The organism is Cryocola sp. 340MFSha3.1 (assembly GCF_000383315.1).
In the GTDB taxonomy this organism is placed as follows: domain Bacteria; phylum Actinomycetota; class Actinomycetes; order Actinomycetales; family Microbacteriaceae; genus Leifsonia.
The window spans coordinates 530,974-547,064 of record NZ_KB911087.1 but is presented as its reverse complement, the minus strand read 5'-3'; the positions used below and the strand labels follow the sequence as shown (position 1 = coordinate 547,064).

Annotated in this window: 19 protein-coding genes and 1 tRNA gene; 8 read left to right on the top strand and 12 right to left on the bottom strand. The window is 70.2% G+C overall.

Annotation, left to right across the window (positions count from 1 at the left end; translation table 11 throughout):
• The first annotated feature begins 14 nt into the window (after positions 1–14).
• The 3 genes from gltX (at position 15) to H284_RS0102625 (ending at position 2,631) form a co-directional block, all read left to right on the top strand.
• Positions 15–1,532, top strand: coding sequence for a glutamate--tRNA ligase (gene gltX, locus H284_RS0102635; protein WP_020075043.1), 1,518 nt, complete (start codon positions 15–17; stop codon positions 1,530–1,532).
• Positions 1,533–1,536: 4 nt separating this feature from the next.
• Positions 1,537–2,502, top strand: coding sequence for an NAD(P)/FAD-dependent oxidoreductase (locus tag H284_RS0102630; protein ID WP_020075042.1), 966 nt, complete (start codon positions 1,537–1,539; stop codon positions 2,500–2,502).
• Between the two features lie 57 nt (positions 2,503–2,559).
• Positions 2,560–2,631, top strand: a tRNA-Gln gene (locus H284_RS0102625).
• 49 nt (positions 2,632–2,680) lie between these two features.
• Here the strand turns inward: H284_RS0102625 and H284_RS0102620 are convergent.
• Complete coding sequence (locus H284_RS0102620) at positions 2,681–3,370, bottom strand: alpha/beta fold hydrolase (RefSeq protein ID WP_020075041.1); 690 nt, start codon at positions 3,368–3,370, stop codon at positions 2,681–2,683.
• Positions 3,371–3,576: 206 nt separating this feature from the next.
• On the opposite strand from H284_RS0102620, the gene H284_RS0102615 reads away from it, so the two are divergent.
• Both H284_RS0102615 and H284_RS0102610 read left to right on the top strand, forming a co-directional pair.
• A complete protein-coding gene (locus H284_RS0102615; RefSeq protein ID WP_020075040.1) occupies positions 3,577–4,290 on the top strand; it encodes a DUF1275 family protein in 714 nt (237 codons plus the stop codon).
• A gap of 2 nt (positions 4,291–4,292) precedes the next feature.
• Positions 4,293–4,772 carry a hypothetical protein gene (locus tag H284_RS0102610; protein WP_231371053.1) on the top strand — a complete coding sequence of 160 codons (480 nt, stop codon included), beginning with the start codon at positions 4,293–4,295 and terminating at the stop codon, positions 4,770–4,772.
• Positions 4,773–4,870: 98 nt separating this feature from the next.
• Here H284_RS0102610 and H284_RS0102605 read toward each other — a convergent pair whose 3' ends face one another.
• A complete protein-coding gene (locus tag H284_RS0102605) occupies positions 4,871–5,188 on the bottom strand; it encodes a ferritin family protein (RefSeq protein WP_020075038.1) in 318 nt (105 codons plus the stop codon).
• A gap of 125 nt (positions 5,189–5,313) precedes the next feature.
• On the opposite strand from H284_RS0102605, the gene H284_RS0102600 reads away from it, so the two are divergent.
• Together H284_RS0102600 and H284_RS0102595 are read left to right on the top strand one after the other, a co-directional pair.
• Complete coding sequence (locus H284_RS0102600; RefSeq protein WP_020075037.1) at positions 5,314–6,441, top strand: FAD-dependent oxidoreductase; 1,128 nt, start codon at positions 5,314–5,316, stop codon at positions 6,439–6,441.
• A gap of 67 nt (positions 6,442–6,508) precedes the next feature.
• Positions 6,509–6,898 carry a VOC family protein gene (locus H284_RS0102595; RefSeq protein ID WP_020075036.1) on the top strand — a complete coding sequence of 130 codons (390 nt, stop codon included), beginning with the start codon at positions 6,509–6,511 and terminating at the stop codon, positions 6,896–6,898.
• Positions 6,899–6,905: 7 nt separating this feature from the next.
• Here H284_RS0102595 and H284_RS0102590 read toward each other — a convergent pair whose 3' ends face one another.
• The 3 genes from H284_RS0102590 to H284_RS0102580 are packed head-to-tail and all read right to left on the bottom strand — an operon-like array spanning position 6,906 to position 8,015.
• Positions 6,906–7,514, bottom strand: a complete 609-nt coding sequence (locus H284_RS0102590; RefSeq protein ID WP_018190599.1) for a DUF1349 domain-containing protein — start codon at positions 7,512–7,514, stop codon at positions 6,906–6,908.
• A gap of 10 nt (positions 7,515–7,524) precedes the next feature.
• Positions 7,525–7,803, bottom strand: a complete 279-nt coding sequence (locus H284_RS0102585) for a hypothetical protein (protein WP_018190600.1) — start codon at positions 7,801–7,803, stop codon at positions 7,525–7,527.
• Positions 7,803–8,015, bottom strand: a complete 213-nt coding sequence (locus H284_RS0102580) for a hypothetical protein (RefSeq protein WP_231371052.1) — start codon at positions 8,013–8,015, stop codon at positions 7,803–7,805. The genes H284_RS0102585 and H284_RS0102580 overlap by 1 nt, the downstream gene beginning before the upstream one ends.
• A 47-nt stretch (positions 8,016–8,062) precedes the next feature.
• Here H284_RS0102580 and H284_RS0102575 point away from each other — a divergent pair, with 47 nt between their 5' ends.
• Positions 8,063–8,551, top strand: a complete 489-nt coding sequence (locus H284_RS0102575; protein ID WP_018190602.1) for a GNAT family N-acetyltransferase — start codon at positions 8,063–8,065, stop codon at positions 8,549–8,551.
• 18 nt (positions 8,552–8,569) lie between these two features.
• On the opposite strand, the gene H284_RS0102570 is transcribed toward H284_RS0102575, so the two are convergent.
• The 7 genes from H284_RS0102570 to hpaH all read right to left on the bottom strand — a co-directional run bounded on the left by H284_RS0102570 (position 8,570) and on the right by hpaH (position 15,996).
• Entirely contained in the window at positions 8,570–9,409 is an 840-nt protein-coding gene (locus tag H284_RS0102570) for a hypothetical protein (RefSeq protein ID WP_231371051.1), read from the bottom strand.
• Between the two features lie 57 nt (positions 9,410–9,466).
• Positions 9,467–10,600 (bottom strand): 3,4-dihydroxyphenylacetate 2,3-dioxygenase, encoded by a 1,134-nt coding sequence (hpaD, locus tag H284_RS0102565; RefSeq protein WP_018190604.1) that lies wholly within the window; start codon positions 10,598–10,600, stop codon positions 9,467–9,469.
• A gap of 51 nt (positions 10,601–10,651) precedes the next feature.
• Positions 10,652–12,199 carry a 5-carboxymethyl-2-hydroxymuconate semialdehyde dehydrogenase gene (gene hpaE, locus H284_RS0102560; RefSeq protein ID WP_018190605.1) on the bottom strand — a complete coding sequence of 516 codons (1,548 nt, stop codon included), beginning with the start codon at positions 12,197–12,199 and terminating at the stop codon, positions 10,652–10,654.
• Between the two features lie 26 nt (positions 12,200–12,225).
• Positions 12,226–12,921: a GntR family transcriptional regulator gene (locus tag H284_RS0102555; RefSeq protein WP_018190606.1), complete on the bottom strand. Its 696-nt coding sequence runs from the start codon at positions 12,919–12,921 to the stop codon at positions 12,226–12,228.
• Complete coding sequence (locus H284_RS0102550; protein WP_018190607.1) at positions 12,903–14,336, bottom strand: fumarylacetoacetate hydrolase family protein; 1,434 nt, start codon at positions 14,334–14,336, stop codon at positions 12,903–12,905. Before H284_RS0102550 ends, H284_RS0102555 begins: the two co-directional genes overlap by 19 nt.
• Positions 14,337–14,413: 77 nt before the next feature.
• Positions 14,414–15,226, bottom strand: a complete 813-nt coding sequence (locus H284_RS0102545; RefSeq protein ID WP_018190608.1) for an HpcH/HpaI aldolase family protein — start codon at positions 15,224–15,226, stop codon at positions 14,414–14,416.
• Positions 15,211–15,996 (bottom strand): 2-oxo-hept-4-ene-1,7-dioate hydratase, encoded by a 786-nt coding sequence (gene hpaH, locus H284_RS0102540; RefSeq protein WP_018190609.1) that lies wholly within the window; start codon positions 15,994–15,996, stop codon positions 15,211–15,213. The genes H284_RS0102545 and hpaH overlap by 16 nt, the downstream gene beginning before the upstream one ends.
• Between the last annotated feature and the right edge of the window lie 95 nt (positions 15,997–16,091).

The window sequence follows — 16,091 nt, the reverse complement described above, 5'->3', positions numbered from 1 at the left end:
AGGATCGAAGACGTATGTCTGACTCGATCGCTCACCCGTTCTCCGAGGCCACCGGCGCCGATGTGCGCGTGCGCTTCTGCCCGTCGCCGACCGGTACTCCGCACGTCGGCCTGATCCGCACCGCCCTGTTCAACTGGGCGTACGCGCGCCACACGGGCGGGAAGATGGTGTTCCGCATCGAGGACACCGACGCCGCCCGCGACAGCGAGGAGAGCTACCAGCAGATCCTGGATGCGCTGCGCTGGCTGCGCCTCGACTGGGACGAGGGCATCGACGTCGGAGGCCCTGACGGACCCTACCGGCAGTCGCAGCGGTACGGCATCTACCGCGACCTCATCCAGAAGCTGCGCGATTCCGGTCACATCTACGAGAGCTTCGCGACGGCGGAAGAGATCGAGGCGCGCAACGTGTCGCTCGGCCGTGACCCGAAGCTCGGCTACGACAACTTCGAGCGCGACCTCACCGACGAGCAGAAGGCCGCCTACCGTGCCGAGGGCCGGGAGCCCGCCCTGCGCCTGCGCGTGCCGGACGACGACCTCAGCTTCGACGACCTGGTGCGCGGCGAGATCACCTTCAAGGCCGGCTCGTTCAGCGACTTCGTCGTGGTGCGCCCGAACGGTCACCCGCTGTACACGTTCGTGAACCCGGTGGACGACGCACTCATGGGCATCACGCACGTGCTCCGCGGCGAGGACCTGCTGTCGTCGACCCCGCGCCAGATCGCGCTGTACCACGCGCTGATCGACGCGGGAGTGACCACGTTCGTCCCGCGCTTCGGCCACCTCCCGTACGTGATGGGGGAGGGCAACAAGAAGCTCTCCAAGCGCGACCCCGAGTCGAACCTGTTCCACCACCGCGACCGTGGCTTCATCCACGAGGGCCTGGTCAACTACCTGGCGCTGCTCGGCTGGTCGCTGACGCACGACCGCGACGTCTTCTCGCTGGAGGAGATGGTGGCGGCGTTCGACGTGAAGGACGTCAACCCGAACCCGGCCCGCTTCGACCTGAAGAAGGCGGAGTCGATCAACGGCGACCACATCCGACTCCTGGATGTGGCCGACTTCGCCGAGCGCACCATCCCGTACCTGGCCGCGGCCGGTGTGGTGGAGGAGCCGCTGACGCCTGCTCAGCGCGAGGTGCTCGCGAAGGCGGCGCCGCTGGTTCAGGAGCGCGTGCAGCTGCTGGGCGAGACGCCCGGGATGCTCGGCTTCCTCTTCACCGACGCCGCCTCGCTCGTGGTCGAGCCCGACGCGCGCGCCTCGCTGCCGGACAACGCGGGCGAGGTGCTTGCCGCATCCCTCGGCGCGCTGGAGCTGGTGCCCGAGGCGGAGTGGAACCACGAGGCCATCGAGTCCGCGCTGCGCGACGCCCTGGTCGAGGGGATGGCGCTGAAGCCGCGCGTCGCGTTCGGCCCGCTGCGGGTGGCGCTCTCGGGCCGCCGCGTGTCGCCGCCACTGTTCGAGTCGATGGAGATCCTGGGCAAGGCGGAGACCATCGCCCGGCTCGACCGGCTGTCGGCGGACCTGGGCTAGCGCGATGACCGGTGTGACCGCGCCGCCGGCTCTCGAGCCGTCCTACGAGGTCGTCGTCATCGGCGGAGGCCCCGCGGGCCTGTCCGCGGCACTCAACCTGGCCCGCGCCCGGCGCCGTGTGCTCGTGGTGGACGGCAACCGCCCGCGCCACGCTGCGACACTGCTCGCCCACGGGTTCCTCACCCGCGACGGCGTCAGCCCGCTGGAGCTGCGCCGCATGGGCCGGGAGGAAGTGGACGCGTACGACAACGCGACCGTCGTCTTCGCCCAGGTGGGCGCGGTCTCGGTGGAGGACGACGGCTTCCGGGTCACGGCCCGCGGGGTGCGCGGCGGCTCTGACGTCGACGTACGCGCCGACACGGTGCTCATCGCGACCGGTGTGACGGAGACGATGCCGGCCATCCCGAGCATCCGCGCGTTCTACGGCACCCAGCTGCACAGCTGCATCGAATGCGACGGTTTCGAGTCGGCCGGTCAGCCGCTCGCCCTGATCGGCGAGACCGACGACCTGGCCGAGCGGGCTCTGCTGCTCACCCAGTGGACGGACGATCTGATCGTCTTCACCAACGGCGTCGCTCCCATCGGCGACGACGAGGAGCGCACGCTCGCCCGCCTCGGTGTGCGGGTCGAACGCCGCCCGATCGACGACGTGGTCGGCGAGAAGGGCGTCATGACCGGCGTCCGTCTCGCGGACGGCACCCTCGTCGAGCGGGCCGGCGGGTTCCTGCGCCCGGTGTGGTCGCCCTCCCTGTCATTCGTGGATTCGCTCGACCTCGATCGCGACGCCGACGGCTACCTGCTGACCGACGCTGACGGCCGCACGTCACTGCCCGGCGTGTACGCGGCGGGGGAGACGACGGCGCCCGGACCGCAGCAGCTGATCGTCGCCGCGGGCTCCGGTGCGGTGGTCGCGGCGGCTGTCAACCGCGACCTCATCGGGCTCTCCCTGGAGGACGCCCCCGTTTTGTAGTCCGGCCTGCCGGTAGGCTAGAGTTGTTTCTCGTGCCCGGACTACGGTTCAGGCCGGTGGGGTATGGTGTAATTGGCAACACGGCTGATTCTGGTTCAGTTGTTCTTGGTTCGAGTCCAGGTACCCCAGCAAGAAGCGCCCCGGTTCTCCGGGGCTTTTTTGTTGCCCTCGTGAGGGGTCAGGCCGCCCGTCCAGCCGCAGCGAGGATGAGGTCAGAGACCTCCGCTGGGTGCGAGACGAGCGAGACGTGGCTGGCGGCGAGTTCGATGGTGGTGGCGCCCATCCGTTTCGCCATGAAGCGCTCGAGGTCGGGGTTGATCGTCCGGTCCTCCGTCGAGACCGCGTACCAGCTGGGCTTGTCGCGCCAGGCGGCGTGCGTCGTCCTGCCGGAGAAAAGCGTGTCGGAGATCGGTCCCTGCACCGCACACAGCACCCGCGCCTCCTCCGGCGGGAGGTCGCCGGCGAAGTCGCGCAGGAACGCCTCCTCGCTGAGGCGGCCCCACCCCTCCGACCACACCACCCCGGCGGACGCGGGCGGCAGAGGGTAGGTCTTGGCGAGCGCGCCGTAGTCTTCGCCGGCGTCGGGGGCGCGAGCCGCGACGTAGACGAGCGCTGACACGGCCGGGTCGACCCCGGCCTCTGTGACGATCATCCCGGCGAACGAGTGCCCGACGAGCACGGTCGGGCCGGGGTTCAGGGCGATGGCGCGTCGGGTGATCTCGACGCCGTCCTGGAGCGTGGTGAGGGGATGTTGCACCGCCGTCACCCCGAGACCGGCGGCCTGCAGGCGGGGGATCACCTTCGACCAGGACGATCCGTCGGCGTAGGCGCCGTGGACGAGAACGACGTTGGTGGCAGCTTCAGGCATTCCGACCTCTTTCAGCCGAGCGGGTGGAGCGTGGCAGCACGGTAGCAGGGAGGATCGCTGCGACAACAGGAGCAGATCGTGACGGATCTGGCGGGGCGCGGGCCGAACCTGCTACTTTGACGGCCACCCGAACGAGCACCGCTCCGGCACCATCGCCCCAGGGGAGAGCGACCCATGACCGACGAACCGTCTCCGATCGGCCCGATGTGACCGGTACGCCGGAACTCGTCCCGTCGACGCATCCCGGACGGGTGCGCCGCATCCATCTGGCCCTGGTCCTGCTGTCCTTCTCGGCGGGAGCGGCCGACGCCTTCGCCTTCCTCGCCCTCGGGGGGATCTTCACGGCGAACATGACCGGGAACCTCATCCTGAGCGGTATGTTCACCCGGCCCCAGTTCGCGCTGACCCTTCTGACGGCCGGGGTGGCCATCGTCTCGTTCGTCGGCGTGCTCTACACCGCTTTCCGGCTCACGCGCGCCCCGACGACCGTCTCAGCGACGGCACGACGGGCGTTCCGTCGCCTGGTGCTGCCGTCTGCGGCCGTGCAGACCGTCGTCGTCGTGATCTGGATGGTGCTGCCCGGCGCCGACAGCACGGTGGAGCGTTGCGTGGTGATCGCTCTCTCCGCGGCTGCGCTGGCACTGCAGACCGTGGCGGCGAAGAAGCTCTCCGATGTGGATGGCGTGACCACCACCTACGTCACGGGAACGCTGACCACCACGATGCAGGACCTTGCGCTGCGCACCGCCCACGGCCAGGGCGTCCGGGTGCTCTCGGTGCTCGCTCTGCCGGTCGGCGCGGTGTGCGCGACGGCCGCGCTGGCACTCGCGCCGGTCCTCGGACCGGTCGTCGCGTGGGTGGCGGCTCTCCTTGCGACGGGCCTCCTCATCCCCGGCCGCGGTTCGGACTTCGGCGAGTGACGATGGCTGACTGGGGTGTGTTCGCCACCATCGTCGGCGGCGCGGCGGCGGCGCTCCTCGGCCTGCTCTTCGTGGCCGTGTCCATCCGAATCCAGGCCATCGCCAGGTCCACCGAACTGCGCCTCCGGGCGGCTCAGACGCTGAGCCTCTTCACCGCGATGCTGCTGGTGGCGGTGCTCCTCGCCGTGCCCGGTCAGCCTGCGAGGGTTCTCGGCATCGAGGTGATCGTCCTCGCGGTGCTGACGGCTGTCACGCTGCTCGTGCTGGACCGGCGGGCGACTGCGCCGTCGCCGACCCCGCTCGGGCGCGCGATTCAACGGATCAACCCGAACGTGGTGACTTCCGTGACTCTGCTCGCGGCAGGCATCCTCATGGTCGTCGTCGGGGAGGCCGGCGTGTATGTGCTCGTCCCGGCGGTGTTCGTGGCCTTCGTCGGTGGGGTGCTCAGCGCCTGGGTGTTCCTCATCCACGTCGACGCGTGAGTCGGTCGGGCAAGGCTCGCCGAGGTGCACGTTGTTGCGGTCTCGCGCGGCGTGTCGACCGCAACAACGTGCACCTCGACGGAGGAAAGGAGGGAGGCTTAGGAGGAGGCGGCTTCTTCGGCCTCCTCGCCGTGTTGGACGATGTCGCCGTGCTGGAAGAGGATGCCCTTCGCCGTCTCCCGCCACTGCGGCTTCGCCCGCAGCAGAAACTCGAGCTCCATGCTGAAGTGCTTGTACTCCTCTGCGAGCGAGTCGAGCATGATCGCCTTCGCGACCTCGTCCTTCTCGACGGCGATGCGCTGCTCGTACCAGCCGATCGCCTCCGCCTCCTCGGACAGGCTCGCGCACATCCGCGCGAACGTCCGCGTCTCCTCGCTGAGCTCGCTTGGCGGCTCGTGGTACTGATCAGTCGACATCGCCTGCCGTCCTTTCATCGTGGGACTCCATCCAATGTCCGGATGCCGGATCCCTCAAGGGCCACCCGCTGCGAATGCGCAGAGGCACGGCGGGATCGTCGTCCGCCGCTCGATAGGGTGGCGGCATGGCAACGAGCGTGATCGTCATCGGCGCGGGTGTCGTCGGCGCGGCGACGGCCTTGTCGCTGGCGCGCGAAGGAGCGTCGGTGCTGCTGCTGGAGGCGTTCGAACGCGGCCACGATCGCGGGTCGTCGCACGGTGCGACCAGGATCTTCCGCCACGGCTACGCGGAGCAGGACTATGTGGATCTGTCCGTCCGCGCGCTCACCGGGTGGAAGCAGCTGGAGCGGATCAGCGGCCGGACGCTGCTCGACGCGACGGGAGCGGTCGACCACGGCGATCCGGTGGTGCTGAAGGCGATCGCCGAGGCGCAGGATGCGGCGGGGCTGCCCTACGAGTGGCTGACAGGTGCCGCGGCCGAGACGCGCTGGCCGGGCCTCCGGTTCGAGGACCATGTGCTGTTCAGCCCGGGCGGCGGCCGGTTGCGGGCGGCCGACGCTCTGGACGCCCTTCTCGATGCAGCCGAAGGCGCGGGAGCGGAGCTGCGCTTCGGCGTCCGTGCGATGGGAGTGGAGGACTCCGGCGACAGTGTGACGGTGGTGATCGACGGCGGCGCCCATACAGCCGACCTGGTGGTCGTCACGGCAGGCTCGTGGACGCCGTCACTCCTGCGTCCCTGGCTTTCGGCTCACAATGTGGAGCTTCCCGAGGTACGCGTGACGGAGGAACAACCGGCGCACTTCCCGGTACTTCCTGGCCTGGCGGACACGGAGACGGCGTGGCCGAGCTTCGTGCACCACCCCACCCGTGACGGCGTGGCCAGTGCCTACGGACTGCTGACACCGGGGGAGGGCGTCAAGGTCGGGTTCCACGGCGTCGGCCCGGAGGTGGACCCGGACGGTCGCGATCGGCGCATCGATCCCGACAGACTGGAACAGTTGAAGCAGTACGTGGCCGAGTGGGTGCCGGGTGTCGATGCGACGCATCCCGAGGGCATCAGCTGCCTCTACGACAGCACCGAGCAGGAGGACTTCGTGCTCGACCGCGTCGGGAAGGTCGTCATCGCAACCGGGTTCTCGGGTCACGGATTCAAGTTCGGTCCTGCGCTCGGCGATGTGCTCGCCCGTCTGGCGCTGCACGGCGAGCCCGCCGCACCGCGCTTCCGTGTGGCGGTCGCCCCTCCCGACGCATAGCCGCATCGTCCGCTCGTCGCGGCGGCGACCCTCCCCGCCGAGCGCTCGATGGTGGAGGATGTCGCCTATGACGGACACGGAAGGCGCCGGCATCGTCGGCGTCAGCACCATCGGCATCCCGGTCTCCGACCAGGATCGCGCGCTCGCGTTCTACCGCGATGTCCTCGGGTTCGAGGTGCGGGTCGACGCGCCGCTCCCGCAACTCGGGAGCCGCTGGATCATGCTCGCGCCACCCGGCTCCGCGGTGTCGGTGTCCCTGGTGCCGGCCCAGCCGGATGCTCCCGCGGGCGTCGAGACGGGCATCCGCTTCGAGACGCTCGACGCGGAGCGCACCCACGAGACCCTGGTTCGAGCCGGCGCCGACGTGGGAGAGGTGCTCCGTTGGCCGGACGTCCCGGCGATGTTCGCGGCGCACGACCCCGACGGCAACCGGTTCGAGGTGGTCGAGCGCGTCTGAGGCCCGCTCACTCCCCGTTGCGGAGGTCAGCGAGCCCGTCGTGGCGGAGCGCGATCCGGTCGAAGGTCGCGGTGCAGGTGTCGCCCATCGGTGCCTGCGACAGGAAGCCGACTCTCCAGGCGTCCGCGCCGGCGTCCAGCCGGAACAGGCGGACGAAGTCCCACTGGACGCCGTCCGTCGACGAGTGGAACGCCCACGCCTCCCCGACGCGCGCGACGCGCAGGAAGACCTCGCCGCTGGTGACGTGGGTGCTGTTGCAGTCGTCCGAGTAACGGTCGGTGACGACGCTCACCACCATCGGCTGACCCTGCGGCGAGAACTCGAAGCACAGCTTCGCCCAGTGGTCGTCGTCGCTCCACAGCACGAGGGCGCCGGCGTCGAAGGTCGTGCGGGGCTCCGCGACGCGAACCCGGGCGGACAGGGCGAAGTCGCCCGCGGGCGCCTCGAGCGTGAGCGCGGTCGCGGCGTGCTGCGAGTGCGCGCCGAGCGCGTCGTTCGACCAGTCGACCCCGGCGGCGGCCGTCAGAGTGAGCACCTCGGTCGAGGGGTCGACGTCGGCGTCGCCGGGAGTGTGGGTCCAGGAGAGTTCGGGCAGGGCGGAGATGCTGATCGGCATACCGAGAACGCTACGGCACCCTCTCCACCGAGTCGTCCTCCGGCACCACGCCGAGACTCGTCCTCCAGGCGCGCCGAGCACGTTTGGTGTTGGCCAGGACGAAGCCGGTCAGCGCCAGAAGCATCAGGACGGCGCCCAGAATCGCGAACTCCAGACGCCCGTCCACACGCCCATCTTGACCCGGCAGCACCCCTAAGCCCCACAGGAGGAAGACGACGCCGAACAGCAGACCGCCGAGAGGCGAGATGATCCGGAACCACAGCTCGACAGCCCGATGGAGGAAGACCATCAGCGCTTCCGATCCTGCTCGGCGGACCGCCGTCGCAGCCCGATCACGCCCACGATCGCCATGGCGAGGGCCGCGGCGACGATGAGGACGCCCACCGCATCCACTCCTCCCGATCCGGTGAGGAAGAGCAACGACAGCGTCTCGCCGACGGCGACCACCAGACCGATGACGACAAGCGCCACGAACTGGCTGCGAGGCCGACGCGGATTCATGCGGCGACACTACGCCCGCGCTCACGGGCCCGTCATAGGCTGGCGGGATGGGCGATATCGACGTGCGGCCGGCGCGGCCGACGGAGTGGGCGGCGGTCGGCGGGCTGCGCTGGGACTCGGTGTTCGAGTTCGGGGGTGAGGCCCTCGATCCACGCGAGGTGTTCGCGGAGCAGTTCGCCGAGTGGGCGAGCGACCATCAGGACACGCACGAGTGCTTCGTCGCCGTCGCGGACGGCGCGGTGATCGGGATGACGTGGCTGGCCGTCATCCCGCGGGTCCCGAGCGCGCGCGCGTTCGACCGCGCGTCCGGCGACCTGCAGTGCGCGTACGTCGCCCCCGGACATCGCAACCGCGGGATCGGCGGCCGGCTGATCGACGCCGTCGTGGACAGCGCTCGCGAGCGGGGGCTCGAGCGCGTGACGGTGCACTCCAGCCCGCGGGCGGTGCCCGTGTACGAGCGGCACGGTTTCAGCTCGGAGGGGCGACTGCTCCACGTCTACGTCGTGCATCGGGATGCGCCGGGGGCATCGGGCTGAACGACGGCCGTCGTCGCGTCAGCGGTTCGCCGGGTCGAGGGTGATCTCGACGTCGTACTTCAGCTGCGGTTCCGGGGAACCGAACAGGAGGGCGGGGTTCAGCCAGACGAGCTCGACCTCGGTGAGGCCGAAGCGACGCGATACGGCGAAGAGGGTGTCGTAGGGGTTGGGGACGTAACCGGTCAGCACGCCGTCCTTCACGATCGCCTTCCCCCGGGCAAAGGACACGGGGCCGTGGTCGGCGGCCTGGAGCTCCGGGAACGGGGAGGGCAGGGTCCACGTCAACGGCGCGGCCGCGATGACGCCGGAGCCGCCGACCGTCTCCTCGATGGAGTGCAGGTACGACGGATCGCCTTCGGACGTGAAGCCCGGCGGGATGGGCAGCACGAGCTCGCCGTCGGGCGTGACGCTGACGAGGTCCGAGTCCAGGCCGAACACCATGGGCTGCACCGGATCCGGCTTGCCATCGTGGCGGGCGTTCGTCACGAGGAGGGAGTAGCCGTGCAGTCGGGAGGCGTCGGCGCTCCCCGCCGGAAGCGGGGCGTCGGGCCGCACGTGCACCTCGACCCGGAGCCACGAGTTGACGACCACTCGCACCGCGCCGGTCAGCGGTGGCTCTGCAGGCATCCCGTCGCCGGGGTCGTGCTCCACGGCCTGCAGCTGACCCGTCGCGATGGTCTGCCCGGCCACGCGCAGGTCAGGGAGCTGCTGCGCGATGGGGACGGGATCCGGCGTCTCGGTCGGCGTCGACGTCGGGCGGGATGCGGCCGGCGCGAGCAACGAGCATCCCGAGACGACCGCGGTGACCGCCACGATGAACAGAGCCGCGGCGCCGCGACCCACCCCCCGATGAATCATGGCTCGACCCTAGCGCACGCCGCTGGCCCACGTAGAACCAGCGGCACGCGCACCGGACTACACCTGTGCGCCGAGCTTGAAGCCCTGCGCCTCTTCGCCCTTGCGGGTGTACGAGAAGCCGTCCGCGCCGATGGTGACCTCCATCTCGGAGTCGTCGGTGCGGCTCGTCAGCGGCTGCGGGTTGCCGTCGAGGTCGAGGACGGTCGACGCCTCCGTGTACCAGGACGGCACGACGGGGTTGCCCCACCAGTCGCGGCGCTGGTTGTCGTGCACGTCCCACGTGACGACCGGGTTGTCCGGGTCGCCGGTGTAGTAGTCCTGCGTGTAGATCTCGACGCGGTGGCCGTCGGGGTCGCGCAGGTACAGGTAGAACGCGTTGGAGACCCCGTGACGGCCCGGTCCGCGCTCGATGCAGTCGCTGCGGCGGAGGGCGCCCAGCTTGTCGCAGATCGCGATGATGTTGTGCTTCTCGTGGGTGGCGAATGCGACGTGGTGCATGCGCGGGCCGTCGCCGCCGGTCATCGCGGTGTCGTGCACGGTCGGCTTGCGGCGCATCCACGCGGCGTAGGTGGTGCCGTGCTCGTCCTGGATGTCCTCGGTGACGCGGAAGCCGAGGTCCTCCATGTACTTCACGGCGCGCGGCACGTCGGGGGTGACCTGGTTGAAGTGGTCGATCCGGACGAGCGTGCCGGGCGTGTACAGGTCGTAGCGCCAGGCGAGGCGCTCCACGTGCTCCACCTCGTAGAAGAACTCGTACGGGAAGCCGAGCGGGTCTTCAACGCGCACCGAGTCGCCGACGCCCTTCGTGAAGCCCTCGGCGCGACGCTCCACGCGGCAGCCCAGCTCGGTGTAGAACGCGACAGCGCGGTCCAGGTCCTCCGGCGTCCGCACCCGGTACGCGAATGCGGCGACGGCCGCCACCGGTCCCTTGCGCAGCACGAGGTTGTGGTGGATGAACTCCTCGAACGACCGCAGGTACACGGCGTTCTCGTCCTCCTCGGTGACGACGAGGTCGAGCACATCGACGTAGAACTCGCGGCTGGCGGCGAGGTCGGTGACGACGAGCTCCATGTAGGCGCACCGCACGACGTCCGGCGGGGTGGCCTTCGGCGTCGGGATGCGGTCGGTCGGCGCCGGGATGGGGTCGCTGCCGGTCACGGTGGGCTCCGGCGAGTCGGGGGTGATGGTCATGGTGGTGCGTCCTCTGCGTTGAGTCTGTGCGGGTTTGTGATGGATGCGGGGTCAGGCGTCGCCGGCGTCTTCGGCCGCTTCCGCCGCTTCCTCCGGCTGGTGCGCACTCGCACCGAAGCGGGCGGTGTGGACGGGGCCCAGCGTGATGTGCACGGCCTGCTGATCCGTGTAGAAGTCGATGGAGCGGTATCCGCCCTCGTGCCCCAGTCCGGAGGCCTTCACGCCGCCGAACGGCGTGCGCAGGTCGCGGACGTTGTGCGAGTTGAGCCACACCATCCCGGCCTCGACGTTCTGGGCGAAGGTGTGCGCGCGCTCCAGGTCGCTGGTCCAGATGTAGGCGGCGAGGCCGTACTTCACGCCGTTGGCGAGATCCAGCGCCTCCTCGTCCGAGTCGAACGGGGTGATCGCGACGACCGGGCCGAAGATCTCCTCCTGGAAGATCCGCGCGTCAGGCGCGACGTCGGCGAAAACGGTCGGCGCGACGTAGTTGCCGTGCTCGAGACCCTCCGGGCGTCCGCCGCCCGCGAGCAGACGTCCCTCCTGCTTGCCGAGCTCGACGTACGACATGACCTTCTCGAAGTGCTCCGGGTGCACGAGCGCGCCGACCTCGGTCTTCGGGTCGTGCGGGTCGCCGACGACGATGTTCCTCGCCCGCTCGGCGTAATGCTCCAGGAACTCGTCGTAGATCGGACGCTCGACCAGGATGCGGGAGCCGGCCGTGCAGCGCTCGCCATTGAGCGAGAACACGCCGAACAGCGTCGAGTCGATCGCCGCATCCAGGTCCGCGTCGGCGAACACGACAGCGGGCGACTTGCCGCCCAGCTCCATCGACAGGCCCTTGAGGAACGGCGCGGCGTTCGCGAAGATCAGCTGCCCGGTCCGGCTCTCGCCGGTGAACGAGATGAGCGGGACGTCGGGATGCTTCACCAGCGCGTCACCCGCCTCCTCGCCGAGACCGTTGACGAGGTTGAACACGCCGTCCGGCACGCCGGCCTCACGGAAGATCTCCGCCCACAGGCTCGCCGACAACGGCGTGAACTCGGCCGGCTTCAGCACGACCGTGTTTCCGGTGGCGAGCGCCGGGGCGAGCTTCCAGCTCTCCAGCATGAACGGCGTGTTCCAGGGGGTGATGAGTCCGGCGACGCCGATCGGCTTGCGGTTGACGTAGTTCAGTTGGCTGCCGGGGACCTTGTAGGCGTCGTCGGCCTGCGCCACGATCAGGTCGGCGAAGAAGCGGAAGTTCTCCGCGGCACGCTGCGCCTGACCGAGCGCCTGGGTGATCGGGAGGCCGGTGTCGAAGGTCTCGAGCTCGGCGAGGCGCGCATCCTGCTCTTCGACCGCGTCGGCGATGCGGTTAAGCACCCGCGCCCGCTCGCGCGGCTTCATCCGCGGCCACGGACCCTCGCGGAAGGCGCGGCGGGCGGCGGCCACGGCCAGGTCGATGTCCTCCTTCTGACCGGCTGCAGCCTGCGCGTACGTCTCGTTCGACACCGGGTCGAGCACGTCGAACGTCGCGCCCGAGACGCTGTCGACGAAGCGGCCGTCGATGAAGTGCCGGATGGTGTCCGGGAGGTTCTCGGGGATGTGGTGCTGCGCCATGCGCGGCCTCCTGTCGGTCGTAACGGTCACGGCTGCTGCTGTTCGCTCGCGGCCGCCTGCTCCTGGCGGCGGTGGAGGGCGTCCAGGGTGGCGAGCCGGTGGCGCCGGGCGGCGAGCTCGATCTCGAGCGGCTCGGCGCCGGATTCGATCAGCTCGACGATGTGCTCGTGCTCGTCGACGGACTCGCGGGCACGGCCGGGAACGAAGCTGAACGTCGAGTCGCGCAGCACGGTCAGGCGGTTCCAGCCGCGGTGCACCAGGTCGAGGATGTGCGGGTTCGGGCACTCCTCGAAGAGCACCGCGTGGAACTGCTGGTTGAGCTCGGTGAACCGGTGCGGGATGAAGTCGTCGAGGCACGCGATCATCTCGCGGTTGATCGCCCTGGCCCGCTCCAGGTGGTCGGTGGTCAGCAGGGGAGCGGACATCTGGGTCGCGGCGCCCTCGACGAGGGCGAGCGTCTCCATCGTGTACGTGTACTCGGCCTCGTGCAGCAGGGCGACCTGGGCGCCCACGTTCTTCTCGAACGTCACCAGCCCCTCCGCCTCCAGCCGGCGGATGGCCTCCCGCACGGGGACGACGCTGATGTCCAACTCGCCAGCGATCTGCCCGAGCACGAGCCGGAATCCGGAGACGTACCGGCCGTCGTCGATGCGGGCCCGGATGAACTCGTACGCGAGCTGCGACTTGCTCGGGGCCGCGGCCTTCAGCGCTGCGTCTGCCATGCGCGGTACCTCTCTCTCCACTCGGCGTTCATCGGGAACAGCCCGTCGACGGGGTGGCCGGCCGCCACCTGCTCGGCGATGAACTCCTCTTCGCGCTCCTGCTCGATCGCGTCAGTGACGACCTCCTCGACCAGGGCGGGCGGGATGACCAGCAGCCCGTCCGCGTCGCCCACGATCACGTCGCCCGGCTGCACGGCCGCGCCGCCGCAGGCGATGGTCACGTCGGTGTCCCACGGCACGTGCTTGCGGCCGAGCACGGCCGGATGCGGGCCGTTGTGGTAGGTCGGGATGTCGAGGGAGGCGACCACCGCGAGGTCGCGCACGCCGCCGTCGGTGACGATGCCGGCCGCGCCGTTGACCTGCGCGCGCAGGGCGAGGACGTCGCCGACGGTTCCGCTTCCGCGCTCGCCGCGGGCCTCGATCACCAGCACCTCACCCGGCCCGACCGAGTCGAACGCGCGCTTCTGCGCGTTGTACCCGCCGCCATGCGAGGCGAAGAGGTCCTCCCGGTTCGGGATGTAACGGAGCGTGCGAGCGGTGCCGACGACCCGGGTGCCGGGCCGGGTGGAGGTCAGGCCGTCGATGGAGACGTTGTCGAGACCGCGCTTGCGGAGCTGGGAGCTGAGGGTGGCGGTGGCGACGCTCGCGAGCTTCGCTCGCAGCTCGTCCGTCAGGGTGAACGACGGCTCCGGGGGTGTGCCGTACGCCTCGGAGCGCTGATGGTCGTCGACGCTGGGTGTGGTTCCGAAGTCGCCGAACGGGATGCTGCCCTCGGTGATGCGGGTGACCAGGCGGCCGGTGGTCGGCGCGCCCGGCGCTGTGGGCGCATCCACTTCGACCTCGACCGTGTCGCCGGGGGTCGTCACCGACGAGCCCGCCGGGGTGCCGGTCAGGATGACGTCGCCGGGCTCCAGGGTCATCAGCTGGGAGAGGTCGGCGACAAGGCGGCCGAACGGGAAGAGCAGGTCGTCGGTCGTGCCCTCCTGCACCAGGTCGCCGTTGAGCCAGGTGCGGACGCGGAGGGCGTCCGGGTCGAGGTCGGCGGCCGGGAGGACCGCGGGGCCGAGGGGCGTGAAGCCGTCGCCGCCCTTCGAGCGGACGTTGGAGCCCTTGTCAGCGGCGCGGAGGTCGTAGAGGCCGAAGTCGTTCGCGGCGGTGACGCCGGAGACGGCAGCCCAGCCGTCCTCGGGGGAGACCCGGCGGGTCGGGCGGCCGATGATCAGCGCGATCTCGCCCTCAAAGGCGAGGAGCTCGGTGCCGGCGGGGCGCTCCAGCTCGCCGCCCGATTCGGCGATGGAGGAGGAGGGCTTGAAGAAGTAGGAGGGCTGCGCGGGGGTGCGTCCGCGCTGTGCGGCGCGCGAGCGGTAGTTCAGGTGTACCGCGATGATCTTGCCGGGGCGGGGGATGTCCGTCACGGGTGGTGCCTCCTCATCGTCGGGGACGGTCTGGGACCGTATTCGAGATCATATACAATCGCTGGAGCCTCTTCAAGCTAGTACGCGGCCGGAGCGGGAGAGTCGGGCGTCGCGCCGATGAAACGGTCCGCAAGTGCCTCCGACGCCCGCGCGAGCAAGGTGACGTCGGCGCCGACGAGCACATACGCGGCACCGGCGGCCGCATAGCGGTCGGCCGTCGCCGGGTCGAAGGCGTTCACGCCGACGGGGGTGCCCGCCGCGCGGCCGGCGGCGATCACGGACTCGACGGCTGCGACGACGTCGGGATGGTTCTGCTGTCCGAGCAGGCCCATCGAGGCCGCGAGGTCGGCGGGGCCGACGAGCAGCGCATCCACGCCGTCGACCGCCGCGATCGCCGCCGCCTGCTCGAGCCCTTCGGTCGTCTCGATCTGCACGGTAAGCGAGACGAGGTCGCTCGCGCGGGCGAGGTAGTCGGGGATGCGGCTCCAGCGCGAAGATCGTGCGAGTGCGCTGCCGACGCCGCGGACGCCGTGCGGCGGGTAGCGCACCGCGCGCACCATGGCCTCGGCGTGGGCGACGCTGTCGACCATCGGGACGAGGATGTTCTGGGCGCCCAGGTCGAGCAGCTGCTTGATCACGACCGGGTCGCCGATCGGGGCGCGCACCACCGGAACCGCCGGGTACGGCGCGACCGCCTGCAGCTGGGCGAGGATCGACTCGAGGTTCACGGGGGAGTGCTCCCCGTCGATCAGCACGATGTCGAGCCCGCTGCCCGCGCAGATCTCGGCGACCAGCGGGCTGCCCGCGCAGGACCACATCCCGAACAGCGTGCGGTCGGCGTCGCGCAGACGGTCGGCGAACGTCGGCGCGGCATCTAGACGAATCGGCATGTGACGGCTCCCAGGGTTCCGTAGTCGGCGTGGACGGTGTCGCCGCGTTCGACCCACATCGGGCGGGTGAACGAACCGGCGAGCACGATGTCGCCGGCCTCGAGTCGGCCGCCATGCTGGGCGAGTTTGTTCGCGAGCCAGGCGACGCCCGTGGCGGGATGGTCGAGCACCGCCGCGGCGACGCCGGACTCCTCGATGGTCTCGTTGCGGTACAGCAGGGCGGAGACCCAGCGCAGGTCCACCTCATCCGCCGCCACCGGCCGGCCTCCGACGACCATGCCGCCCATCGCCGCGTTGTCGGAGATGGTGTCGACGATCGTGCGGCCCTGCATCTCGATGCGCGACGACAGGATCTCGAGGGCGGGCACGACGTACCGGGTGGCGCTGAGCACGTCGAACAGGGTGACGTCGGGGCCTTCGAGCGGCTCGCCGAGGACGAACGCGAGCTCGACCTCGATGCGCACGTTCGAGAACTGGTCGAACGGGATGACGGAGCCCGTCTCGTAGACCATGTCGGCGAAGATCGCGCCGTAGTCGGGCTCGGTGATGCCGGTCGCCTGCTGCATGACCTTGGAGGTGAGGCCGATCTTGCGGCCGACGAGCCTGCGTCCCTCGGCGAGTCCGCGTTCGACCCACAGACGCTGGACCGCATACGAATCCTCGACCGTCATGTCCGGATGGCGGGCGGTGAGCAGCGGGACCGTCGTGCGGTCGCGTTCGGCGGTCGCGAGTTCGTCGGCGATGGCCTGGATGGTCGGGCGATCGAGCACTCGGAGTCCCTTCGACGTCGGAGGAGGGGCGCGATGCCCCGAGTGGATCGTATATCTTCCTGTACACCGCGGCCAGGCGCCCCGCCTGTGAATGC